26 protein-coding genes are annotated in these 25,244 nt (G+C 40.5%); all 26 read left to right on the plus strand.

Annotation, left to right across the window (positions count from 1 at the left end; translation table 11 throughout):
* Window positions 1–33: 33 nt before the first annotated feature.
* Window positions 34–831: a formate/nitrite transporter family protein gene (locus tag M1G05_RS02440; protein ID WP_247953003.1), complete on the plus strand. Its 798-nt coding sequence runs from the start codon at window positions 34–36 to the stop codon at window positions 829–831.
* 147 nt (window positions 832–978) lie between these two features.
* The gene (locus M1G05_RS02445; protein ID WP_247953004.1) at window positions 979–2,259 is read left to right on the plus strand and encodes an O-acetylhomoserine aminocarboxypropyltransferase/cysteine synthase family protein; all 1,281 of its coding nucleotides are present in this window, start codon (window positions 979–981) and stop codon (window positions 2,257–2,259) included.
* Between the two features lie 95 nt (window positions 2,260–2,354).
* Complete coding sequence (locus M1G05_RS02450; RefSeq protein WP_247953005.1) at window positions 2,355–3,629, plus strand: DUF2130 domain-containing protein; 1,275 nt, start codon at window positions 2,355–2,357, stop codon at window positions 3,627–3,629.
* A 10-nt stretch (window positions 3,630–3,639) separates the two neighbouring features.
* Window positions 3,640–4,518: a tRNA pseudouridine(55) synthase TruB gene (gene truB / locus M1G05_RS02455; RefSeq protein ID WP_247953006.1), complete on the plus strand. Its 879-nt coding sequence runs from the start codon at window positions 3,640–3,642 to the stop codon at window positions 4,516–4,518.
* Window positions 4,519–4,630: 112 nt separating this feature from the next.
* Window positions 4,631–5,269: a uridine kinase gene (gene udk / locus M1G05_RS02460; protein ID WP_125431907.1), complete on the plus strand. Its 639-nt coding sequence runs from the start codon at window positions 4,631–4,633 to the stop codon at window positions 5,267–5,269.
* Window positions 5,270–5,396: 127 nt separating this feature from the next.
* A complete protein-coding gene (xseA, locus tag M1G05_RS02465) occupies window positions 5,397–6,737 on the plus strand; it encodes an exodeoxyribonuclease VII large subunit (protein ID WP_247953007.1) in 1,341 nt (446 codons plus the stop codon).
* Window positions 6,715–6,927 carry an exodeoxyribonuclease VII small subunit gene (locus M1G05_RS02470; RefSeq protein ID WP_000043226.1) on the plus strand — a complete coding sequence of 71 codons (213 nt, stop codon included), beginning with the start codon at window positions 6,715–6,717 and terminating at the stop codon, window positions 6,925–6,927. The genes xseA and M1G05_RS02470 overlap by 23 nt, the downstream gene beginning before the upstream one ends.
* Window positions 6,924–7,799 (plus strand): polyprenyl synthetase family protein, encoded by an 876-nt coding sequence (locus M1G05_RS02475; protein WP_247953008.1) that lies wholly within the window; start codon window positions 6,924–6,926, stop codon window positions 7,797–7,799. Before M1G05_RS02470 ends, M1G05_RS02475 begins: the two co-directional genes overlap by 4 nt.
* Window positions 7,792–8,607, plus strand: coding sequence for a TlyA family RNA methyltransferase (locus tag M1G05_RS02480; protein WP_247953009.1), 816 nt, complete (start codon window positions 7,792–7,794; stop codon window positions 8,605–8,607). The genes M1G05_RS02475 and M1G05_RS02480 overlap by 8 nt, the downstream gene beginning before the upstream one ends.
* Window positions 8,600–9,031, plus strand: coding sequence for an arginine repressor (locus tag M1G05_RS02485; protein ID WP_001034401.1), 432 nt, complete (start codon window positions 8,600–8,602; stop codon window positions 9,029–9,031). The genes M1G05_RS02480 and M1G05_RS02485 overlap by 8 nt, the downstream gene beginning before the upstream one ends.
* A gap of 6 nt (window positions 9,032–9,037) precedes the next feature.
* A complete protein-coding gene (gene recN / locus M1G05_RS02490) occupies window positions 9,038–10,705 on the plus strand; it encodes a DNA repair protein RecN (RefSeq protein ID WP_247953010.1) in 1,668 nt (555 codons plus the stop codon).
* 1 nt (window position 10,706) lies between these two features.
* Window positions 10,707–11,435, plus strand: a complete 729-nt coding sequence (locus tag M1G05_RS02495) for a metallophosphoesterase family protein (RefSeq protein WP_045611522.1) — start codon at window positions 10,707–10,709, stop codon at window positions 11,433–11,435.
* Between the two features lie 78 nt (window positions 11,436–11,513).
* Complete coding sequence (lepA, locus tag M1G05_RS02500) at window positions 11,514–13,337, plus strand: translation elongation factor 4 (RefSeq protein WP_247953011.1); 1,824 nt, start codon at window positions 11,514–11,516, stop codon at window positions 13,335–13,337.
* Between the two features lie 261 nt (window positions 13,338–13,598).
* The gene (locus M1G05_RS02505) at window positions 13,599–14,075 is read left to right on the plus strand and encodes a PTS sugar transporter subunit IIA (RefSeq protein ID WP_247953012.1); all 477 of its coding nucleotides are present in this window, start codon (window positions 13,599–13,601) and stop codon (window positions 14,073–14,075) included.
* Between the two features lie 38 nt (window positions 14,076–14,113).
* Complete coding sequence (locus tag M1G05_RS02510) at window positions 14,114–14,419, plus strand: PTS sugar transporter subunit IIB (protein WP_000590547.1); 306 nt, start codon at window positions 14,114–14,116, stop codon at window positions 14,417–14,419.
* A gap of 46 nt (window positions 14,420–14,465) precedes the next feature.
* Window positions 14,466–15,941: a PTS galactitol transporter subunit IIC gene (locus M1G05_RS02515; protein WP_247953013.1), complete on the plus strand. Its 1,476-nt coding sequence runs from the start codon at window positions 14,466–14,468 to the stop codon at window positions 15,939–15,941.
* Window positions 15,942–16,046: 105 nt separating this feature from the next.
* A complete protein-coding gene (locus M1G05_RS02520; protein WP_247953014.1) occupies window positions 16,047–16,940 on the plus strand; it encodes an aldose 1-epimerase family protein in 894 nt (297 codons plus the stop codon).
* 285 nt (window positions 16,941–17,225) lie between these two features.
* The gene (lacA, locus tag M1G05_RS02525) at window positions 17,226–17,651 is read left to right on the plus strand and encodes a galactose-6-phosphate isomerase subunit LacA (protein ID WP_000029277.1); all 426 of its coding nucleotides are present in this window, start codon (window positions 17,226–17,228) and stop codon (window positions 17,649–17,651) included.
* Between the two features lie 148 nt (window positions 17,652–17,799).
* Window positions 17,800–18,315, plus strand: coding sequence for a galactose-6-phosphate isomerase subunit LacB (gene lacB / locus M1G05_RS02530; RefSeq protein WP_247953015.1), 516 nt, complete (start codon window positions 17,800–17,802; stop codon window positions 18,313–18,315).
* A gap of 10 nt (window positions 18,316–18,325) precedes the next feature.
* Window positions 18,326–19,255: a tagatose-6-phosphate kinase gene (locus tag M1G05_RS02535; protein WP_247953016.1), complete on the plus strand. Its 930-nt coding sequence runs from the start codon at window positions 18,326–18,328 to the stop codon at window positions 19,253–19,255.
* A 1-nt stretch (window position 19,256) separates the two neighbouring features.
* Entirely contained in the window at window positions 19,257–20,237 is a 981-nt protein-coding gene (gene lacD, locus M1G05_RS02540) for a tagatose-bisphosphate aldolase (protein WP_247953017.1), read from the plus strand.
* Window positions 20,238–20,471: 234 nt separating this feature from the next.
* Window positions 20,472–21,308, plus strand: a complete 837-nt coding sequence (locus M1G05_RS02545; RefSeq protein ID WP_084887877.1) for a PRD domain-containing protein — start codon at window positions 20,472–20,474, stop codon at window positions 21,306–21,308.
* 35 nt (window positions 21,309–21,343) lie between these two features.
* Window positions 21,344–21,661 carry a PTS lactose/cellobiose transporter subunit IIA gene (locus tag M1G05_RS02550; protein ID WP_001078331.1) on the plus strand — a complete coding sequence of 106 codons (318 nt, stop codon included), beginning with the start codon at window positions 21,344–21,346 and terminating at the stop codon, window positions 21,659–21,661.
* On the plus strand, window positions 21,661–23,352 hold the full coding sequence (locus M1G05_RS02555) for a lactose-specific PTS transporter subunit EIIC (protein WP_175880761.1): 1,692 nt from the start codon (window positions 21,661–21,663) through the stop codon (window positions 23,350–23,352). The genes M1G05_RS02550 and M1G05_RS02555 overlap by 1 nt, the downstream gene beginning before the upstream one ends.
* Window positions 23,353–23,523: 171 nt before the next feature.
* On the plus strand, window positions 23,524–24,930 hold the full coding sequence (lacG, locus tag M1G05_RS02560; protein WP_247953018.1) for a 6-phospho-beta-galactosidase: 1,407 nt from the start codon (window positions 23,524–23,526) through the stop codon (window positions 24,928–24,930).
* A gap of 42 nt (window positions 24,931–24,972) precedes the next feature.
* Window positions 24,973–25,230, plus strand: coding sequence for a DUF3884 family protein (locus M1G05_RS02565; RefSeq protein ID WP_080713123.1), 258 nt, complete (start codon window positions 24,973–24,975; stop codon window positions 25,228–25,230).
* Window positions 25,231–25,244 lie beyond the last annotated feature (14 nt).

Here is a 25,244-nt window from a genome sequence, read left to right on the forward strand (position 1 = left end):
AATTATCAGGTAAAAAAATTTTAGGAGTTTATTATGGTTTCTTCAGAATTTATCTCAAAGATTGAATTTGCTTGCAAGAAGAAGGAAAGTCTTTATAGTCAAAGCAAATTTAAGTATGCGATTCGTTCTATGTTCGCAGGTGCATTTTTAACCTTCAGTACTGCTGCTGGTGCAGTTGGGGCTGACTTGATTAATAAAATTGCACCAGGTAGTGGACGCTTCCTCTTCCCATTTGTCTTTGCTTGGGGCTTGGCCTACATTGTTTTCTTGAATGCTGAGTTGGTAACATCAAACATGATGTTCTTGACTGCTGGTAGTTTCTTGAAAAAAATTTCTTGGAGAAAAACGGCTGAGATTTTACTTTACTGTACCTTATTCAACCTTATCGGAGCTTTAATAGCAGGTTGGGGCTTTGCTCATTCGGCAGCCTATGCAAATCTGACTCACGATAGTTTCATCTCAGGGGTTGTTGAGATGAAGTTAGGCCGTTCAAATGAATTAGTCTTGCTTGAGGCGATTTTGGCAAATGTTTTCGTAAATATTGCGATTCTTTCATTTGTTTTGGTCAAAGATGGTGGTGCCAAACTTTGGCTAGTTTTATCAGCGATTTACATGTTTGTATTCTTAACAAACGAGCACATTGCTGCGAACTTTGCTTCTTTCGCGATTGTGAAATTCAGTGTTGCTGCTGACTCAATTGCTAATTTTGGTGTTGGAAATATGCTTCGTCACTGGGGTGTAACCTTCATTGGGAACTTCATTGGTGGTGGTCTCTTGATGGGTCTTCCATACGCCTTTCTCAATAAAAACGAAGATACTTATGTAGATTAAAAAAATGAGCACGATTGAGTCGTGCTTTTTTCATTTTTAAAATAAGGTAATAGTTATTTACTATATCAAAATATAGAAAACTGATATTTGTAAACTATACCTTAAGGTGCTACAATATCTTTAATCAAACTATTTGGAGGTCGCCTTATGACTCGTGATTTTAAATTTGAAACTTTGCAACTGCATGCTGGTCAAGTTGTGGATCCAGCTACCAAGTCTCGTGCAGTGCCGATTTATCAAACAACATCTTTTGTTTTTGATGACACGCAGGAAGGTGCAGATCTTTTTGCCTTGAGAAAACCAGGGAACATTTATACTCGTATCACCAACCCTACAACAGCTGCCTTTGAAGAAAGAATTGCTGCCCTTGAAGGTGGTGTTGGAGCTCTTGCAACAGCATCAGGTATGGCCGCAGTGACTTATACGATTTTGGCACTTGCCCACGCTGGTGACCATGTAGTAGCAGCCTCAACTATTTACGGTGGAACCTTCAATCTCTTGAAGGAAACCCTTCCTCGTTATGGTATCACAACAACCTTTGTCGATGTTGATAATTTGGAGGAAGTAGAAGCAGCGATCAAAGACAATACCAAGCTAGTTTTGATTGAAACCTTGGGGAATCCCTTGATAAACATTCCTGACTTGGAAAAATTGGCTGAGATTGCGCATAAGTACCAAATTCCACTTGTTTCGGACAACACTTTTGCCACACCATATTTGATTAACGTCTTCTCTCACGGTGTAGATATTGCTATTCACTCTGCGACTAAGTTTATTGGTGGGCATGGTACGACTATTGGAGGAGTGATTGTCGATAGTGGTCGTTTTGACTGGGCGGCTTCAGGAAAATTCCCTCAATTTGTTGACGAGGATCCAAGCTACCACAATTTGAGCTATACTCGTGATGTGGGTGCAGCAGCCTTTATTATCGCTGTCCGTGTCCAATTGCTTCGTGATACAGGTGCAGCCTTGTCACCATTCAATGCATTCCTCTTGCTTCAAGGACTGGAAACCCTTTCTCTTCGTGTCGAACGTCATGTACAAAATGCTGAGAAAATTGTTGATTTCCTTGTCAACCATCCTAAGGTAGAAAAGGTAAATTATCCAAAACTTGCAGATAGTCCTTACCATGCCTTAGCTGAGAAATACTTTCCAAAAGGTGTGGGCTCAATCTTTACTTTCCATGTCAAAGGTGGGGAGGCAGAAGCACGCAAGGTAATTGATCATTTAGAGATCTTTTCTGATCTTGCAAACGTGGCAGATGCTAAATCGCTTGTTGTTCATCCAGCTACAACTACTCACGGTCAATTGACAGAAAAAGACCTAGAAGCAGCAGGTGTCACACCAAACCAAATCCGCTTGTCAATCGGTCTTGAAAATGTAGAAGATTTGATTGAAGACTTGCGCTTAGCCTTGGAAAAAATTTAAAGAAAAAGAAGATAAACAGTGGGTTTCGACTCGCTGTTTTTGATTTTCCTTCAGGCATGATATAATGGTTAAAGAAGTCTAGAAAGAGGAACGATATGAACGAAATCAAATGTCCCAACTGTGGGGAAGTCTTTACAGTAAATGAAAGTCAGTATGCCGAACTTCTGTCCCAAGTGAGAACAGCAGAGTTTGATAAGGAACTACATGATCGGATGAAGCAGGAACTGGCCTTGGCTGAGCAAAAGGCCATGAATGAACAACAGTCTAAACTAGCTCAAAAAGACCAAGAAATTGCTCAATTGCAGAGTCAAATCCAAAATTTTGATACAGAAAAAGAATTGGCCAAGAAAGAGGTTGAACAGACAAGCCATCAGGCTTTATTAGCAAAGGACAAGGAAGTACAGGCCTTGGAAAATCAATTGGCGACCTTACGTTTGGAGCATGAAAATCAACTACAGAAAACTCTTTCTAACCTAGAAAAAGAACGGGATCAGGTTAAAAATCAGCTTCTTTTACAAGAAAAAGAAAATGAGTTGTCTTTGGCTTCTCTTAAACAAAACTATGAAGCTCAGCTTAAAGCAGCCAGTGAACAAGTCGAATTTTACAAGAATTTCAAGGCTCAACAATCTACCAAGGCAATTGGCGAAAGTCTGGAACACTATGCAGAGAGTGAGTTTAACAAGGTACGTAGTTTTGCCTTTCCAAATGCCTACTTTGAGAAGGATAACAAGGTTTCAGCGCGTGGGTCTAAGGGGGACTTTATCTTCCGTGAATGTGATGAAAATGGAGTCGAAATCATTTCCATTATGTTTGAGATGAAAAATGAAGCGGATGGAACAGAGAAGAAGCACAAGAACGCGGATTTTTACAAGGAATTAGATAAGGACCGTCGGGAGAAGAACTGTGAATATGCGGTTTTGGTGACTATGCTTGAGGCAGATAACGATTACTTTAACACAGGGATTGTTGACGTCAGCCACGAGTATGAAAAGATGTATGTGGTTCGTCCTCAATTCTTTATCCAGTTGATTGGGCTCTTGCGAAATGCGGCGCTTAATTCCTTAAAATACAAGCAAGAGTTGGCCTTGGTTCGCGAACAGAATATTGACATTACCCATTTTGAAGAAGACTTGGATGCCTTTAAGCTAGCTTTTGCTAAGAACTATAATTCAGCTTCGACTAACTTTGGAAAAGCTATTGATGAAATCGACAAGGCCATCAAACGCATGGAGGAGGTCAAGAAATTCCTGACCACATCAGAAAATCAACTCCGTCTCGCAAACAATAAATTGGAAGATGTTTCCGTCAAGAAATTGACCCGTAAAAATCCAACCATGAAAGCTAAGTTTGAAGCGCTGAAGGAGGAGTAGAAAGCAAGATATGAACGGTATTATCAACTTAAAAAAAGAAGCAGGGATGACCTCGCATGATGCGGTTTTTAAACTGCGTAAGATTTTGGGAACAAAGAAAATTGGTCATGGTGGGACCTTGGATCCGGATGTGGTGGGTGTTTTGCCTATTGCAGTTGGCAAGGCAACCCGCATGGTCGAGTTTATGCAGGACGAGGGCAAGGTCTATGAGGGGGAAATCACTCTTGGCTATTCAACGACGACAGAGGATGCTAGTGGGGAAGTGGTCGCAGAGACACCTGTTTTATCGCCCTTGGATGAAAAGCTTGTCGATGAAGCGATTGCTAGCTTGACTGGGCCTATTACCCAGATACCACCTATGTATTCGGCTGTTAAGGTTAATGGTCGCAAACTCTATGAGTATGCGCGTGCAGGTCAAGAAGTAGAGCGTCCAGAGCGTCAGGTGACCATTTATCAATTTGAGCGGACAAGTCCGATTGCTTATGAGGGGAATTTAGCACGTTTTACTTTTCGTGTGAAATGTAGCAAGGGGACTTACATCCGTACCTTGTCAGTTGATTTGGGAGAGAAGCTTGGTTATGCGGCTCATATGTCACATCTAACACGGACTAGTGCTGCCGGTCTACAGCTTGAAGATGCTCTTACATTGGAAGAAATTGCTGAAAAAGTGGAGGCTGGTCAATTGGACTTTCTTCATCCTCTAGAGATTGGGACAGGCGACCTTGTCAAAGTTTTCCTAACTCAAGAAGAGGCTACAGAAGTACGCTTTGGTCGTTTTATCGAACTCGACCAAACAGAACAAGAATTGGCTGCTTTTGAAGGAGATACATTGCTAGCCATTCTAGAAAAACGGGACAATCTCTACAAGCCAAGGAAGGTTTTTCGTTAGTATAATTGAAGTGTAGAAATTGGAATTGTTTCCCCTAGATTATCCAAACCAGACTATAAATTTTGCAAAAAATGTGATAGAATAGACGACGGATAAAAAAACGGAGGATAGCATGCAAAATAGACCAATCATTATCGGAGTGACAGGTGGTTCTGGTGGAGGTAAGACCAGTGTTTCAAGAGCCATTTTATCGCATTTCCCTGATGAAAAGATTTCCATGATTGAGCATGATTCATACTACAAGGATCAGTCTCATTTGACCTTTGAAGAGCGTGTCAAAACCAACTACGACCATCCTTTTGCCTTTGATACAGACTTGATGATCGAGCAGATTAAGGAATTGTTGGCAGGGCGTCCGGTGGACATTCCGACTTACGACTATACAGAGCATACACGAAGCAGCAAGACTTATCGTCAGGAGCCTCAAGATGTCTTTATCGTTGAGGGGATTTTGGTCTTGGAGGATAAGCGTCTGCGCGATTTGATGGATATTAAGATTTTTGTGGATACGGATGATGATGTGCGCATTATTCGTCGTATCAAGCGTGATATGGAAGAGCGTGGCCGTAGCCTTGATAGCGTCATTGACCAGTACTTAGGTGTGGTTAAACCTATGTATCATCAGTTTATCGAACCAACCAAGCGTTATGCTGATATCGTCATTCCTGAAGGGGTCAGCAATACCGTGGCTATTGACCTGTTGACAACCAAGATTGAAAAGATTTTGGATGAAGCTCGAAATAGCAAATAATCAGATGTGGAGGCCTTGCCTCCTTTTTCTATTTTTCCCTCATAATGGTACATAAATGAAGATTTTTAGGCATATTTTTGGTATAATAATACCCATGAAAGAGCAAGAAAATGAATAGTAGGTGGAGATGGAAAAGTATTTATCGGTAACAACTTTGACCAAGTATCTGAAAATGAAATTCGATAAAGACCCTTATTTGGAACGGGTCTATTTAACTGGTCAAGTTTCCAACTTTCGTAAACGACCTACTCACCAATATTTCTCCCTAAAAGATGACCATGCAGTTATTCAAGCGACCATCTGGTCTGGGATTTATCAGAAATTAGGTTTTGACCTTGAAGAAGGAATGAAAATCAATGTGATTGGGCGTGTGCAGGTCTATGAGCCAAGTGGAAGCTACTCCATCATCATTGAAAAGGCTGAGCCTGATGGGGTTGGGGCGCTTGCGATTCAGTTTGAACAACTCAAGAAAAAATTGGCAGAAGAAGGCCTGTTTCAAGAACGCTTTAAGCAATCTCTGCCCCAATTTTCTAAGAGAATTGGTGTAGTTACCAGTCGCAGTGGAGCCGTTATTCGAGATATTATCACGACCGTCAGCAGGCGATTTCCAGGTGTCGATATCCTACTTTATCCAACTAAGGTGCAAGGTGAAGGTTCTGCGGAGGAAATTGCTCGAAATATTACGCGTGCTAATCAACGAGACGATTTGGATTTGCTGATTATTGGTCGTGGTGGTGGTTCCATAGAGGATCTATGGGCTTTTAACGAAGAAATTGTGGTACGGGCTATTTTTGAATCTCGTTTACCAATCATATCTAGTGTGGGACATGAGACGGATGTGACCTTGGCGGATTTTGTAGCAGATAGACGCGCTGCGACGCCAACAGCCGCAGCTGAACTAGCAACACCTGTGACCAAGTTGGATCTATTGGCTCATTTGCAAAATCAGGAAAAACGGATGGCTACGGCAGTACGAAATGTCTTATCTAAAAAACAAGAAGCTTTGAAAAAATGCAGTCAGTCTGTTATCTTTAGACAGCCAGAGCGTTTGTATGATGGCTATTTGCAACGCTTGGATCAACTGCAACTGCGCTTAAAACAAAGTTTGCGAACACGGATTTCTGATAACAAACAGCTAGTACAAGCAAGGACGCATCGACTGGTACAATTATCACCCGTTACCAAAATCCAACGCTATCAAGACCGTCTAGGTCAGTTGGACAAGCTTCTCCGTAGCCAAATGGCGCTGGTTTATGATGCCAAGGTTGCTGAAGTCAAGCGACTTTCAGAAGCCTTGCTCATGTTGGATACCAGTCGAATTGTGGCGCGTGGTTATGCAATTGTCAAAAAAGAAGATTCAGTAGTTGATTCGGTTGAGAGTTTGAAGAAAAAAGATCAAGTAACGCTTTTGATGCGAGATGGTCAAGTAGAATTAGAGGTTAAAAATGTCAAAACAAAAGAAATTTGAGGAAAATCTAGCAGAACTGGAGACCATTGTCCAAAGTTTGGAAAATGGTGAAATTGCTCTGGAAGATGCGATTGCTGCCTTTCAAAAGGGCATGGTCTTGTCAAAAGAGCTCCAAGCGACGCTGGACAAGGCTGAAAAGACCTTGGTCAAGGTCATGCAAGAAGACGGAACAGAAAGTGATTTTGAATGAAGAAGCAAGAAAAATTAGCTCTTGTCGAGTCAGCCTTAGAAGACTTTTATGGAGACCAGCAGTTTGCCTCTAGTTTGCGAGAGTCTGTTCTCTATTCCATTCATGCTGGTGGCAAGCGTATTCGACCTTTTCTTCTGTTAGAAGTGTTGGAAGCCTTGCAGGTGGCTATTAAACCAGCACATGCACAGGTGGCTGCGGCCTTGGAAATGATTCATACAGGGAGCTTGATTCACGATGATCTTCCTGCCATGGATGATGATGATTACCGTCGGGGACGCTTGACCAATCATAAGAAATTTGGTGAAGCTATGGCCATTTTGGCAGGAGATGCTTTGTTCCTAGATCCTTATGCCTTGATAGCGCAGGCAGATTTGCCAAGTCAGATCAAAGTGGACTTGATTGCCAACTTATCGCTTGCTTCAGGAAGTCTAGGCATGGTAGCAGGCCAGGTTTTGGACATGGAGGGTGAACACCAGCATTTGTCTTTGGAAGAACTCCAGACTATTCATGCTAATAAGACCGGAAAATTACTAGCCTTTCCTTTCCAAGCGGCTGCTATCATTGCGGAATTGGCTCCTGAAATGCAGGAAAAGATGAAAACTATTGGGGAATTGATTGGGCTTGCTTTTCAAGTTCGAGATGATGTACTGGATGTGACAGCTAGTTTTGAGGAAATCGGCAAGACACCACAAAAGGACCTACAGGCCGAAAAATCAACCTATCCAGCTTTGTTGGGCTTGGAAGAGGCTATTGCCTTTTGTAACCAAACCTTGGATCAAGCTAATACCAAATTAGAAGAAATTACCCAGCAGATTCCCTTTGAAACAGAATCGATTGTAAAAGTAGTAGAAAGTTTGAGAATCAATGGCTAAGGAAAGAGTGGATGTATTAGCTTATAAACAGGGCTTGTTTGAAACGCGAGAACAAGCCAAGCGCGGCGTCATGGCTGGTCTAGTCGTAGCAGTCCTTAATGGAGAACGGTTTGACAAGCCAGGAGAGAAAATTCCAGATGACACCGAGCTGAAACTCAAGGGTGAAAAACTCAAGTATGTCAGCCGTGGTGGTTTGAAATTAGAAAAGGCCTTGCAGGTCTTTGATTTGTCAGTGGAAGGAGCTACAACGATTGATATCGGTGCCTCTACTGGAGGTTTTACCGATGTCATGTTGCAAAATGGTGCTGAGTTAGTCTTTGCAGTTGATGTTGGTACCAATCAATTGGCTTGGAAACTACGCCAAGACCCACGAGTTGTCAGCATGGAGCAGTTCAATTTCCGCTATGCTGAAAAGACTGATTTCGAGCAGGAGCCAAGCTTTGCTAGCATTGATGTGAGTTTTATTTCTCTAAGTTTGATTCTGCCAGCCTTACACCGAGTCTTGGCAGATCAAGGTCAGGTTGTGGCTTTGGTTAAGCCTCAGTTTGAGGCAGGACGTGAGCAGATTGGAAAAAATGGAATTATTCGCGATGCCAAGGTTCATCAACATGTCCTTGAATCTGTCACAACCATGGCAGTAGAGGAAGGCTTTTCAGTCCTTGGATTGGACTTTTCTCCCATCCAAGGTGGTCATGGAAATATTGAGTTTTTAGCGTATTTGAAAAAAGAAGAGTCAGCAAGCAATCAGGTTCTTGCTGATATTGAAGAAGTAGTAGAGAGGGCGCATAGTCAATTTAAAAATGAATAAAAAAGAGAGACTTGAAAAAATTAGACGATTTGTGACAGATTATCAAATCGGTACACAAGAAGAAATCGTAGAACATTTGAAAGAGGCAGGCATCACTGCCACTCAAGCGACAGTATCCCGAGATATCAAAGAGCTAGGTATTGTCAAAATTCCTTTGAGAGATAACACCTATGTCTATGAATTACCAAAATCAATCGTAAAAAGTTTGCAACTAGCTGAAGACAATATCGAATCGGCAGAATTGATGGATAAGATGATTAATCTCCAAGTTATCCCAGGAAATACAGCTTTTGTAAAAGCTCAGTTAACCGAGACTTTTGCGGACAAGATTTTTAGCTGTTTAGCTGATGATAGCTCGATTTTAGTCATTGCTAGAAGTGAAAGTCTAGCTGAGGAAATCTTTGAACAAGTAAAAAATTGGTAGGTCTATATGTTACTTGAAATTTCGATAAAAAACTTTGCCATTATTGAGGCTATTTCCCTCAATTTTGAAAAGGGGATGACTGTCTTGACTGGTGAAACGGGTGCAGGGAAGTCGATTATCATTGATGCCATGAATATGATGTTGGGAGCTCGTGCTACGACAGATGTTATTCGTCATGGTGCGCCAAAGGCAGAGATTGAGGGGCTTTTCTCAGTTGAGAATAGTCGCCTTTTACAGGAAATTTTTGATGAGCAAGGTTTAGAAATGGGTGATGAGATTATCATCCGTCGAGAAATTCTGCAAAATGGTCGTAGTATCAGCCGTGTAAATGGTCAGATGGTTAATCTATCTGTTTTGCGCGCTATTGGGCAACATCTGGTTGATATTCATGGTCAGCATGACCAAGAGGAGTTAATGCGTCCTCAGCTCCATATCCAGATGTTGGATGAATTTGGTGATACAGCCTTTTGGGCCTTGAAAGAAACCTATCAAACGAGTTTTGATGCCTACCGTAAAATGCGTAAGCAGGTTCTGGAAGTCAAGAAAAACCAACAGGAACACAAGGCACGTATTGAAATGTTGGAATTTCAAATGGCAGAGATTGAGGCAGCAAATTTGCAGGCTGGAGAAGACCTGGCTCTAAACCAAGAGCGAGAGAAGCTCCTCAACCATAAAAACATTGCGGATACGCTGACCAATGCCTATAGTATGTTGGACAATGAAGATTTTTCAAGTCTGGCCAATGTTCGTTCAGCCATGAATGACATGGAAAGTGTCGAAGAGTACGACCCTGAATACCGTGAAATTTCAAGCTCTCTGTCTGAGACCTACTATGTTTTAGAAGATATTAGCAAACGTTTAGAGGCAATCATTGAGGACCTTGATTTTGATGGCAATCGCCTCATGCAGGTTGAGAATCGTTTGGACCTCCTTCATACCATTACTCGTAAATATGGTGGGACTGTAGACGATGTCTTGCTTTATTTCGCCAAGATTACGGAAGAATATAATCTCTTGACAGGTAATAATCTTTCGTCTGAGGACATGGAAGCAGAGCTTAAGAAATTGGAAGTTAATCTTGTCGACTTGGCAGGTCAGCTTGCATCTGCCCGTCATGACTTGGCTCAGCAGCTCGAAGCAGAGATTAAACAAGAACTGCAAGACCTCTATATGGAAAAAGCCCAGTTTCAAGTTCGTTTTAGCAAGGGTAAATTCAGCCGTGAGGGAAATGAAACGGTCGAATTTTACATTTCAACCAACCCTGGCGAAGACTTTAAACCCTTGGCCAAGGTTGCGTCCGGTGGGGAATTATCTCGTCTCATGCTAGCTATCAAGTCTGCCTTTTCTCGTAAAGAAGGCAAGACAAGTATTGTCTTTGATGAGGTGGATACGGGAGTTTCAGGTCGTGTAGCTCAGGCTATTGCACAGAAGATTCATAAAATTGGCCAGCATGGTCAGGTTCTGGCTATTTCCCATTTGCCACAAGTGATTGCGATTGCGGATTATCAATTCTTTATTGAGAAGATTAGCAATGACCATTCAACAGTTTCGACTGTTCGTCTCTTGACGATTGAAGAGCGAGTGGAGGAAGTTGCTAAGATGTTGGCAGGTGATGATGTGACGCAAGCAGCCCTGACGCAAGCTAGGGAATTGTTGAGAAACAGGGAGAAATAAGATGACAGACTATTATGTGATTGGAGATGTTCACGGAAAAGCTGGGATGCTGGAAGACCTTCTCAAAACATGGGATGGTCAGACCCAGTTGCTCTTTCTAGGGGATTTGATTGACCGCGGTGAAGATAGTCGCCGTGTTCTAGAAATGGTTAAGGACTTAGTGGACAATCAAGGGGCGATCTGTTTGTCAGGAAACCACGAGTATATGTTTCTGACTTGGCTCGATAACCCAGAAGAAAGTTATGACCACTATCGTCGTAATGGTGGAGATACAACTATTAACTCTATCCTAGGTCGTCCCTTGGATGCCCCAGTTGATGGAGTAGAAGATGCCCAGCGTGTTGCTACTGAAGCGGCAGATTTGGTCGAATTTATTCGTCAAATGCCATTTGTAGTAGAGACAGACAAGTATATCTTTGTTCATGCAGGTATTGATTTAACCTTGGATGATTGGCATGAAACCACAGATTATAAAAAAGTCTGGCTTAGAAAACCATTCCACGAAGCAGAAAATCATACTGGGAAAACCATTGTCTTTGGTCACACACCGGTTTATGGTTTGTTAAAGCAAGAACGAGGTACAGCTGAGCTTTGGACTACAGAAGATGGTAAGATTGGGATGGACGGAGGAGCTGTCTATGGTGGTGTCCTTCACGGGATTGTCTTTACTGACCAAGGAATGACAGAACATCACTTTATTGAAAATGACGGCTTTGTCGCTGAAGATTAGTACTCCTAGCAGGGTATGGTCTTGTCAAAATGTCAAAAACAATTTATAATAAATAGATACCCTGAAAGGAAGAGAATCATGAACTTAGAAGAATTGAAAAAACGACAGGAGAAGATCCGTAACTTCTCTATTATCGCCCATATTGACCACGGGAAATCGACTCTTGCAGACCGCATTTTGGAAAAAACAGAGACAGTTTCAAGTCGTGAAATGCAGGCCCAGCTTTTGGATAGCATGGATCTAGAACGGGAACGTGGGATTACCATTAAATTGAATGCCATTGAGCTGAATTACACTGCAAAAGATGGGGAAACTTATATTTTCCACTTGATAGACACACCAGGGCACGTTGACTTTACCTATGAAGTTTCACGTTCGCTAGCTGCCTGTGAAGGAGCTATTTTGGTGGTCGATGCCGCTCAAGGGATTGAGGCTCAAACCCTTGCCAACGTTTATCTAGCCTTGGACAATGATTTGGAAATTCTGCCAGTCATTAACAAGATTGATCTACCAGCAGCTGATCCAGAGCGTGTTCGTACAGAGATTGAGGATGTCATCGGACTAGACGCCAGCGAAGCAGTCTTAGCTTCAGCTAAAGCTGGTATTGGTATTGGAGAAATACTCGAACAAATCGTAGAGAAAGTGCCAGCCCCAACGGGCGATGTGACTGCACCACTTAAGGCATTGATTTTCGACTCGGTCTATGATGCCTACCGCGGGGTTATTCTCCAGGTTCGTGTTATGGATGGGGTAGTTAAACCTGGCGATAAGATTCAGCTCATGAGCAATGGCAAGACCTTTGATGTGACCGAGGTCGGAATTTTCACACCGAAAGCAGTTGGTCGTGATTTCCTTGCGACTGGGGACGTTGGTTATATTGCAGCTTCTATCAAGACGGTTCAGGACACTCGTGTGGGTGATACCGTTACCTTGGCAACCAATCCTGCAGCAGAGCCATTACATGGTTACAAACAGATGAATCCTATGGTCTTTGCGGGTCTCTATCCAATTGAATCAAACAAGTACAATGACCTACGTGAAGCGCTTGAAAAATTGCAACTGAATGATGCTAGTCTCCAATTTGAACCAGAAACATCTCAGGCACTTGGTTTTGGTTTCCGTTGTGGTTTCCTTGGACTTCTCCATATGGATGTTATCCAAGAACGTTTGGAACGTGAGTTTAACATCGACCTCATTATGACAGCTCCATCTGTTATCTATAAGGTCAACTTGACCGACGGCGAGTCTATGGATGTGTCTAACCCATCTGAGTTCCCAGATCCTACCAAGATTGCGACCATTGAAGAGCCTTATGTTAAGGCGCAAATCATGGTGCCGCAAGAGTTTGTTGGAGCAGTCATGGAATTAGCTCAGCGTAAGCGTGGGGACTTTGTGACTATGGATTATATCGATGATAACCGTGTCAATGTTATCTATCAAATTCCACTTGCTGAAATCGTCTTTGACTTCTTTGATAAGCTTAAGTCTTCAACTCGCGGTTATGCAAGCTTTGACTATGAATTGTCAGAGTACCGCCCATCTAAGCTAGTGAAAATGGATATCCTTCTCAATGGAGACAAGGTGGATGCCCTCAGCTTTATCGTTCACAAGGATTTTGCTTATGAACGTGGGAAACTCATCGTTGATAAGCTCAAGAAGATCATCCCTCGTCAACAATTTGAGGTTCCAATCCAAGCAGCTATTGGACACAAAATTGTGGCTCGTACTGATATCAAGGCCCTTCGTAAGAACGTACTTGCTAAGTGTTACGGTGGTGACGTTTCACGTAAACGCAAACTCCTTGAAAAACAAAAAGCTGGTAAGAAGCGCATGAAAGCTATCGGATCAGTAGAAGTTCCACAAGAAGCCTTCCTTAGCGTCTTGAGCATGGATGAAGAATAAGTTATCATAATTGCTTTTCCTTCTTCATAGGAAATTTATATAAGAATCAATCGTAAAGCAGGCTTAAATGGTCTGCTTTTTTTATTTCTAGAACAGAAAAATTGTTTGAAATGTTTGTTTGCGTGTTTGTTTTTTAACAAGAAACTATAAAAACAACAAAAATATAAAAAAAGAGACAAAAAACAACAGAAAAATATTGACAACGATTTCATATAGTGTTATACTTATAGCATAAAGTTAATGGAAAGAAGGGAAAACCTTATGGGATTAGATCATTTCTTTGACAAAAACCTTGTGTTTTGCTTAGAAGCGGATAATCAAGAACATCTCTTTGATCAGGTTGCAACTTTATTGGAAGAACGAGAAATCGTGACTCCAACCTATCGTGAAGCCTTGATCACGCGTGAAAAGTCATTTCCAACTGGCCTAGATATGGAATTTTTGGGTAAGGATTTGCCAAATGTAGCTATTCCTCACACAGATATTGTTCATAATCTAGCCGAAAAAGTTGTGGTCGTTCGATTAGATAAACCTGTGACCTTCCACAATATGATTGCACCAGATAAGGAAGTAGAAGTATCCTTGCTCTTCTTTATCATTAATAACTCAAGTTCGAGTCAAACAAACATTCTTGCTCAGTTGATGGACTTCTTTACTGGAAATGGTCATCTTGAAGACCTATCAAAAATTTCTGATCCTGAAGCCCTCTATGCTTATATCGTTGAAGCAACTGCATAATCTTGTCTATTAAAAATATAAAATCGGAGGAAATCCATATGATTAAAATTCTTGCTGCCTGCGGTGCAGGTGTTAACTCAAGCCACCAAATTAAAAGTGCTCTTGAAGAAGAACTTTCAAACCGCGGTTTCGATGTTCACTGTGATGCAGTTATGGTAAAAGACGTTAACGAAGACCTTATCAAAGGTTATGACATCTTCACACCAATTGCTGCTACAGACCTTGGTTTTGACCCAGGTATTCCAGTTATCGAAGCTGGACCAATCTTATTCCGTATCCCAGCAATGAGTGCTCCAGTATTTGACAATATTGAAGCAGCTATTAAAGAACACGGATTAAGCTAATTCTAATTTGTTAACATTCATATAACATAAAAAGGGAGGAACTGTTATGGATGCAATCTTTGGCCTAATCAAAGAATTTTTCACACCTATCTTAGATATGGGTGGACCTGTCATCATGCTGATCATTTTGACAGTATTGGCTTTACTTTTTGGAGTGAAATTCTCCAAAGCGCTTGAAGGTGGTATCAAACTTGCCATCGCTCTTACTGGTATCGGTGCTATCATCGGTATGCTAAATGGTGCTTTCTCAGCATCACTTGCAAAATTCGTTGAAAATACTGGTATCCAATTGAGTATCACTGACGTTGGTTGGGCACCACTTGCAACAATCACTTGGGGATCTGCTTGGACACTTTACTTCTTGCTTATCATGTTGATTGTCAACGTAGTAATGCTTGCTATGAAGAAAACTGATACACTTGACGTCGATATCTTCGATATCTGGCACTTGTCTATCACAGGTCTTTTGATTAAATGGTATGCAGACAACAACGGTGTGAGCCAAGGGGTTTCACTCTTGATTGCTACAGCAGCTATCGTACTTGTTGGTGTGTTGAAAATTATCAACTCTGACTTGATGAAACCTACATTTGATGACCTTCTTAACGCACCAAGTTCATCACCAATGACATCAACTCACATGAACTACATGATGAACCCAGTTATCATGGTTTTGGATAAGATTTTTGAAAAATTCTTCCCAGGTCTTGATAAATATGACTTTGATGCTGCTAAATTGAACAAAAAAATCGGTTTCTGGGGATCTAAATTCTTTATCGGTTTCATTCTTGGTATTGTTATCGGTATTATGGGAACTCCACATCCAATTGAAGGGGTTGCAGATGCAGATAAATGGCGTCTTGTTATCAGAGGATGGTTGTCTCTTGGTTTGACTGCCGGTGTATCTTTGGAACTCTTCTCACTTATCGGTTCATGGTTCATCGCAGCCGTAGAACCACTATCACAAGGTATTACAAACGTTGCTACTAAACGTCTTCAAGGACGTAAATTCAACATCGGTCTTGACTGGCCATTCATCGCTGGTCGTGCTGAAATCTGGGCTTGTGCTAACGTACTTGCACCAATCATGTTGATTGAAGCTGTGCTTCTTTCAAAAGTTGGAAATGGTATCTTGCCACTTGCAGGTATCATCGCAATGGGTGTTACTCCAGCTCTCTTGGTTGTAACACGTGGTAAATTGCTCCGTATGATTATTTTCGGAACACTCTTGTTGCCACTCTTCCTTCTTTCAGGTACACTTATCGCACCATTTGCAACAGAACTTGCTAAAGGTGTAGGTGCCTTCCCAGCAGGTGTGAGTGAAACTCAATTGATTACTCACTCAACTCTTGAAGGACCAATCGAAAAACTTCTTGGTTGGACAATTGGTAACACTACAACTGGTGATATCAAAGCAATCCTTGGTGCTGTAGTCTTCCTTGTATTCTATATCGGTATCTTTGCTTGGTACAGAAAACAAATGATCAAACGTAACGAAGAGTACGCAGCAAAAGCAAAATAATGCGCTCCTATAAAATGTAAATTGTAAAAGCTAGGTTGTCAATTTCCTAATTGGGAGTGACAGCCTAGCTTTTTCTTAAGTATAAAATCTCGGAGGTAAATAACAGTGATTGAATTAAAATCAGAACAATTAAGTGTTCAATTTAACAGTTTTGGTGGGACTCTTTCTTCTATAAAAGATGCTGAGGGACTTGAGTATTTGTGGCAAGGGGATGCTACTTATTGGAGTGGACAAGCTCCTGTTCTCTTTCCCATTTGTGGTTCATTAAGAGAGGATACAGCATTTTATATAGATGAGAAGGGACAAGAAAGTAAAGGAAAGATTCCTCGTCATGGTTTGGTTCGCAAGAAAGAATTTGAATTAGTTGAACAGACAGATAATAGTGTAACTTTTGCAATTGAAGACGATGAGAATAGCTATCAGAACTACCCTTATCATTTCCGCCTAGAAATCACCTATAGGCTTACTGGCAAGACAGTACGAACTCAATACAAGATTTTCAATAAAGAAACTAGCAAGGTCATGCCTTACTTTATTGGTGGACATCCAGGATTTAATTGTCCTCTACTGGATGATGAGGTCTATGAAGATTACTATTTAGAGTTTGAGAAAGAAGAGACTTGCTCTGTTCCACGTCCTTTCCCAGAAACCGGTATGCTTGATTTTCAAGATAGAAGTCCATGGCTAGAGGGTCAAAAAGAATTAGACCTCAGCTATGATCTTTTCAGTACAGATGCAGTCACCTTAGATGAATTGCAATCTAGAACAATTGCCCTTCGTTCTCGTAAACATGATAAGGGATTGAAAGTGCACTTTGCAGAATTTCCAAACCTCATTATATGGTCAACTTTGAATAAAGGACCTTTCATTGCTTTTGAACCATGGTCTGGCTTGTCAACATCCCTTGAAGAAGGAGATCGTCTAGAAGATAAGAAGAATGTTCGTCTCCTAGAACCTAGTCAAGTGGATCAAATTGGTTTTGATATCGAAATTTTTTAGTTAAAAAAACACAAAAACAAACACTAGCTGTTGACTTTTTCCGAAAATAGGAGTATATTATGTTTGTAAGAAACAAGCAATGTTTGTAACAAACAAATAATCACTTGTTATATTCTCTTTCGTGGAGAAAGATTATTTCTAGGAAACTGATTTCCTAAACTTGAATAAGGTGTCATTCATCTCATTCAATCCAATTTGTCAATAAACTGCTAGAAAACTTTTTGTAGGTAAACTGCTAACCATAAAAGTTTTTACTAGCCTAGAAAAATAAAAGGAGTATACAATATGTCTATTGTTATTGGTGCAGATGCTGCAGGTTTGAGATTGAAAGAAGTTGTGAAAGACTTCTTGGAAAAAGAAAACTTCCATGTTGTGGATGTTACAGCTGAAGGTCAAGACTTTGTTGATGTGACTCTTGCTGTTGCTGCAGAAGTAAACAAAGAAGAACAAAACCTTGGTATCGTGATTGATGCTTATGGAGCTGGTCCATTTATGGTCGCAACTAAGATCAAAGGAATGGTTGCTGCAGAAGTATCTGACGAACGTTCAGCTTATATGACTCGTGGCCACAACAACTCACGTATGATCACTATGGGTGCACAACTTGTTGGTGATGAATTGGCTAAAAACATCGCTAAAGGATTTGTTAACGGTAAATACGACGGTGGTCGTCATCAAATCAGGGTCGATATGTTGAACAAAATGTGCTAATACTCTTCAAAAATCAAGATAATCTGTCGTCAGCTCACTTTAGCTAACCTCAGTTATGCTCGCAGCTCGCTTCCTAAGCTAATCTTGATTTTTCTTGAGTAAGGATAAATGATATTAGATTTATATAATTAATCGGAGGGAATAACTAATGAGAATTGCAATTGGATGTGACCACATCGTAACAGATGAAAAAATGGCGGTTTCAGAATTTTTGAAATCAAAAGGATATGAAGTTATTGACTTTGGTACATATGACCATACACGTACTCACTACCCAATCTTTGGTAAAAAAGTAGGGGAAGCTGTAACTAGTGGTCAAGCTGATCTTGGAGTATGTATCTGTGGTACTGGTGTTGGTATCAACAACGCTGTAAACAAAGTTCCAGGTGTCCGTTCTGCCTTGGTTCGTGATATGACAACAGCCCTTTATGCTAAAGAACAATTGAACGCCAACGTTATCGGTTTTGGTGGTAAGATTACTGGAGAATTGCTCATGTGTGACATCATCGAAGCTTTCATCCATGCTGAATACAAACCATCTGAAGAAAACAAGAAATTGATTGCGAAAATTGAACACGTTGAAAGTCACAATGCTCAACAAACAGACGTAAACTTCTTCACTGAATTCCTTGAAAAATGGGATCGCGGAGAATACCACGACTAAGAGGTGACCTATGATTTTAACAGTCACAATGAACCCATCCATTGATATTTCCTATCCCTTGGATGAGTTGAAGATTGATACTGTCAATCGTGTGGTGGATGTAACCAAAACGGCTGGTGGTAAGGGACTCAATGTTACCCGAGTACTTTCAGAATTTGGTGATTCTGTTCTTGCTACTGGTTTAGTGGGTGGCAAACTTGGTGAGTTTTTGGTTGAAAATATCGATGATCAAGTTAAGAAAGATTTCTTCTCTATTCAGGGAGAAACTCGTAACTGTATCGCTATTTTACACGGAGACAACCAAACAGAAGTTCTTGAAAAAGGACCTGAAGTATTGGAACAGGAAGGTCAAGACTTTTTGGAACATTTCAAAAAACTCTTGGGTTCAGTTGAAGTAGTAGCCATCTCAGGTAGTCTGCCAGCTGGCCTTCCAGTTGATTACTATGCGAGCTTGGTAGAACTTGCTAATCAAGCTGGCAAGCCTGTTGTCTTGGACTGCTCTGGTGCAGCACTTCAGGCGGTTCTTGAATCACCACATAAACCAACAGTCATCAAACCAAATAATGAGGAACTGTCTCAGCTTCTTGGAAGAGAAGTTTCTGAGGATTTGGATGAATTAAAAGAAGTCCTTCAAGAACCTTTATTTGCAGGTATTGAATGGATTATCGTTTCACTTGGTGCCAACGGTGCCTTTGCCAAACATGGTGATATTTTCTACAAGGTAGATATTCCTAGAATTCAGGTAGTCAACCCTGTCGGATCTGGAGATTCTACTGTGGCAGGGATTTCTTCAGGGCTACTTCATAAAGAATCGGATTCAGAATTACTCATCAAGGCAAATGTCCTTGGTATGCTCAATGCTCAAGAAAAAATGACTGGTCATGTCAACATGGCCAACTATCAAGCTCTATATGATCAATTAATAGTAAAAGAGGTATAAAATGGTTTTAACAGAACAAAAACGTGCACGCTTAGAAAAACTTTCTGATGAAAATGGTATCATCTCAGCTCTTGCATTTGACCAACGTGGTGCTTTGAAACGCCTCATGGCTCAACACCAAACAGAAGAGCCAACAGTAGCTCAAATGGAAGAACTGAAAGTCTTAGTAGCAGATGAATTGACAAAATACGCTTCATCTATGCTTCTTGACCCTGAGTATGGACTTCCAGCGACTAAAGCTCTTGATCCAAAAGCAGGTCTTCTCCTTGCTTATGAAAAAACAGGTTACGACACAACAAGTACAAAACGCTTGCCAGACTGCTTGGATGTTTGGTCTGCAAAACGTATCAAAGAAGAAGGTGCAGATGCAGTTAAATTCTTGCTTTACTATGATGTAGATAGCTCAGACGAACTCAACCAAGAAAAACAAGCCTATATCGAACGTATCGGTTCTGAATGTGTGGCTGAAGATATCCCATTCTTCCTTGAAATCCTTGCTTATGATGAAAAAATTGCTGACGCAGGTTCTGTAGAATACGCGAAAGTAAAACCACACAAAGTTATTGGTGCTATGAAAGTCTTCTCAGACCCACGTTTCAACATTGATGTCTTGAAAGTAGAAGTTCCTGTTAACATTAAATATGTTGAAGGCTTCGCTGAAGGTGAAGTAGTTTATACACGTGAAGAAGCAGCAGCATTCTTCAAAGCTCAAGATGAAGCAACTAACTTGCCATACATCTACTTGAGTGCTGGTGTATCAGCTAAACTTTTCCAAGATACTCTTGTATTTGCTCATGAATCAGGTGCAAACTTCAATGGTGTTCTTTGTGGCCGTGCAACATGGGCTGGATCAGTTGAAGCTTACATCAAAGATGGTGAAGCAGCAGCTCGTGAATGGCTTCGCACAACTGGTTTTGAAAACATTGACGAATTGAATAAAGTTCTTCAAACAACAGCGACTTCATGGAAAGAACGCGTGTAAGCAAGTCCTCCTAGGTTAGGAACATGAATCTAAAAAAATTTTAAAAAAAGTTTTATGTAAAGGTTTACAAAACAACTTACTTGTGCTATACTTAAATCACAAGTTAATACAAGGTGAGTGTTACTAAGTAGTATTAGGCATGATCACAGGTGAATTAGAAATCGGCTGATTTTCTAGTTCATTTGTGGTCATTTTTTGTACTCATATACCTTTAAGATATAAAAGGAGGTTGACATGTATCGAATTCTAAATCCAATAAATCATAATGTTTCGCTTGTCAGGAATGATAAAGGAGAAGAAGTGATTGTAATTGGTAAGGGGATTGCATTTGGAAAGAAGAAGGGAGATTTGATTTCTGAACAGCAGGTTGAGAAAATCTTTCGGATGAAGACCGAAGAGTCCAGAGAAAACTTTATGGCTCTCCTCAAAGATGTTCCGCTTGATTTTATTACGGTGACTTATGAAATCATTGATAAGCTATCAAAGAAATATCATTATCCGATTCAAGAGTATCTCTACGTAACCTTGACAGATCATATTTACTGTTCTTACCAAGCTCTAGCACAAGGAAGGTACAAGGATAGTAATCTGCCAGATATTTCCACTAAGTATCCTGTCGCTTTTCAAATCGCAAATGAAGCATTTGAAATTTACCGCCAGAAGCTAGCAGATCATTTTCCTGAGGACGAAATTATTCGGATTGCTTATCATTTCATTAATGCCGAAGGTGAAAATGAAGTGGAACTTGTGGAGTCGATTGATAAGAGGAAAGAAATTCTCAGGAATGTTGAAGAAGTTTTAACGGATTATGCAATTCAACGAACCAAGGAGAATAACCATTTCTATGATCGCTTTATGATTCATTTGAATTATTTCTTGGATTATTTAGACAGGTCTAGAGATGATAACCAATCACTTCTGGATATGGAAGATCATATTAAACAATCCTATCCAAAAGCCTTCGAGATTGGTTCCAAAATCTATGATGTGATTACACAACATACGGGTCTTGATTTGTATAAAAGTGAACGAGTTTATCTAGTTCTACATATCCAACGTTTATTGTCATAAAAATTTAATTAAAAATATATAAGGAGAATTCTATCATGAATAGAGAAGAAGTAACATTGTTAGGTTTTGAAATCGTAGCCTATGCTGGCGATGCTCGTTCAAAACTATTGGAAGCCTTGAAGGCTGCTGAAGCTGGTGATTTTGAAAAAGCGGACGCTCTGGTAGAGGAAGCTGGTAGCTGTATTGCAGAGGCTCACCACGCGCAAACAAGTCTATTGACTAAGGAAGCTTCTGGTGAGGACTTAGCGTATAGTGTGACCATGATGCACGGTCAAGATCACTTGATGACAACTATTTTGTTAAAAGATTTGATGCACCATTTAATTGAACTGTACAAGAGAGGAGTTAAATAATGAATAAATTAATTGCATTTATTGAGAAAGGAAAACCTTTCTTTGAGAAATTATCTCGTAATATCTATCTTCGTGCTATTCGTGATGGTTTCATTGCAGGTATGCCTGTTATTCTCTTCTCAAGTATCTTTATCTTGATTGCTTTTGTACCCAACTCATGGGGCTTTAAATGGTCTGATGATGTTGTTAATCTCCTCATGAAACCTTATAGCTATTCAATGGGGATTCTAGCTCTCTTGGTAGCTGGTACAACAGCTAAGTCATTGACCGACTCAGTAAACCGTAGCATGGAGAAAACCAATCAAATCAACTATATGTCAACATTGTTGGCAGCAATTGTTGGTTTGTTGATGTTGGCAGCTGATCCTATCGAAAATGGCCTAGCTACTGGATTCTTGGGGACAAAAGGTTTGCTTTCAGCCTTCCTTGCTGCCTTTGTTACTGTAGCCATCTATAAGGTTTGTGTTAAGAACAACGTCACTATTCGTATGCCTGACGAAGTTCCACCAAATATCTCACAAGTCTTTAAAGATGTGATTCCATTCACTCTCTCAGTGGTTTCTCTTTATGCTCTTGATTTACTAGCTCGTCATTTTGTTGGTGCAAGCGTAGCTGAATCAATCGGTAAATTCTTTGCACCATTATTCTCTGCAGCTGATGGCTATCTTGGTATTACCATTATCTTTGGTGCCTTTGCCTTCTTCTGGTTTGTTGGGATTCACGGTCCATCTATTGTTGAGCCTGCTATCGCAGCAATTACCTATGCCAATGCCGAAGTCAACTTGAACCTTCTCCAACAAGGTATGCACGCTGACAAGATTCTTACTTCTGGTACACAAATGTTTATCGTTACCATGGGTGGTACTGGTGCGACACTGGTTGTTCCATTCATGTTCATGTGGTTAACAAAATCTAAACGTAACCGTGCAATCGGTCGTGCTTCAGTAGTTCCAACATTCTTTGGTGTAAATGAACCAATCTTGTTTGGTGCACCACTTGTATTAAACCCAATCTTCTTCATTCCATTTATCTTTGCTCCAATCGCAAACGTTTGGATATTCAAATTCTTTATTGAAACACTTGGAATGAACTCATTTACTGCTAATCTACCATGGACAACTCCAGCTCCACTAGGTCTAGTTCTTGGTACGAACTTCCAAGTTCTATCATTCATTCTTGCTGCTCTTTTAATCGTGGTTGACGTAGTCATTTACTATCCATTCCTTAAAGTCTATGATGAACAAATTCTTGAAGAAGAGCGTTCAGGTAAATCTAATGATGAATTGAAAGAAAAAGTTGCTGCAAACTTCAACACTGCAAAAGCGGATGCTATTCTTGAGAAAGCGGGTGTAGAAGCAGCACAAAATACCATCACTGAAGAAACAAATGTCCTCGTTCTCTGTGCAGGTGGAGGGACAAGTGGACTTCTTGCAAATGCTTTGAATAAGGCAGCAGCAGAGTACAATGTTCCTGTGAAAGCAGCAGCAGGTGGTTATGGTGCTCACCGTGAAATGTTGCCAGAGTTTGATCTTGTTATCCTTGCTCCTCAAGTTGCTTCAAACTTTGAAGACATGAAAGCAGAAACCGATAAACTCGGTATTAAACTTGCGAAAACAGAAGGCGCTCAATACATCAAATTAACTCGTGATGGAAAAGGTGCTCTAGCATTTGTACAAGCTCAATTCGATTAAGGCTAGGGACTGTGAAACAGTCTCCTCTCATTACGGAAATCGCTATGGCGAATTTCCTAATCGCCTTGTTAATTCGGTGACTTGGTACAAGAAGTGAGATGGAGAAGGATGGCTCACTGACTCCTCTCCTCTCACTTTTACTTTATTTAAATCAAGAAATAGGTGAAAAAAATGACAAAAACATTACCAAAAGACTTTATTTTCGGTGGCGCAACAGCTGCCTATCAAGCAGAAGGCGCTACGCATACTGATGGTAAAGGACCAGTAGCGTGGGATAAATATCTTGAAGATAACTACTGGTACACTGCAGAGCCAGCCAGTGATTTTTACAATCGATATCCAGTTGACCTCAAGCTAGCAGAAGAGTATGGTGTCAATGGTATTCGAATTTCTATTGCTTGGTCACGTATTTTCCCGACTGGTTACGGCCAAGTAAATGCTAAAGGGGTCGAGTTTTATCATAATCTATTTGCAGAGTGTCACAAACGTCACGTTGAGCCTTTTGTAACTCTTCATCACTTTGATACGCCAGAAGCTCTACATTCAAATGGAGACTTCTTAAACCGTGAAAATATCGAACACTTTGTAGACTACGCTGCCCTCTGTTTTGAAGAATTCCCAGAAGTAAACTATTGGACAACCTTTAATGAAATTGGGCCAATCGGTGATGGTCAATACTTAGTTGGGAAATTCCCTCCAGGTATTCAGTACGACCTTGCCAAAGTATTCCAATCGCACCACAATATGATGGTATCTCATGCACGTGCTGTAAAGCTATATAAAGAAAAAGGTTATAAAGGTGAAATTGGTGTTGTTCATGCCCTGCCTACTAAATATCCTCTAGATCCTGAAAATCCAGCAGATGTTCGCGCTGCTGAGTTGGAAGATATTATTCACAATAAATTTATCTTGGATGCAACTTATCTGGGTCACTACTCTGAAAAGACCCTGGCAGGGGTAGAGGCTATCTTAGCTGCCAATGGTGGTAGCTTGGATCTTCGTGAAGAAGATTTTACAGCATTAGAAGCTGCAAAAGACTTGAATGATTTTCTAGGAATCAACTACTATATGAGTGACTGGATGGAAGCCTTTGATGGAGAAACTGAAATCATCCATAATGGTAAGGGTGAAAAAGGAAGCTCTAAATACCAAATTAAAGGTGTTGGTCGTCGTGTAGCTTCTGACTATGTACCACGTACGGATTGGGATTGGATTATCTACCCTCAAGGTTTGTATGATCAAATCATGCGAGTGAAGAAAGATTATCCTAACTACAAGAAGATTTACATCACTGAAAATGGACTTGGTTATAAAGATGAGTTCGTCGATAACACTGTTTACGATGATGGCCGTATTGATTACGTGAAACAACACTTGGAAGTCTTGTCTGATGCTATTGCAGATGGAGCGAATGTAAAAGGTTACTTCATTTGGTCATTAATGGATGTCTTCTCATGGTCAAACGGTTATGAAAAACGCTACGGTCTCTTTTATGTAGACTTTGAAACACAAGAACGTTATCCTAAGAAATCAGCTCACTGGTACAAGAAAGTAGCAGAAACTCAAGTGATTGAGTAGTAGAATTACTAATTAGATATAGAATTTTAGTGAGGCAAAAAGATGTTCAAAGATTTTATCCAATCTATTTATGAAAAAGTTTATATTATAAATTTCGAAAAATGTTCTCAAATACCTTGTTTGACTAATGAGGAGCTGAAAAATCTTGGGAAATGGTATGTCTCTACCGGTAAAGAATGGATTTGCCATTCAGACTATGAGCTGGAAGAATTTAAAAATATCTTTTTAAATTTTATCAGTCCTGAAGAACGGGATAATATCTCCTTTGATTCAGATTTTATGCCGTTTCAACAATCATAAAGAATCTAGGAAAC

Source organism: Streptococcus mitis (assembly GCF_023109515.1).
Lineage (GTDB): Bacteria > Bacillota > Bacilli > Lactobacillales > Streptococcaceae > Streptococcus > Streptococcus mitis_CS.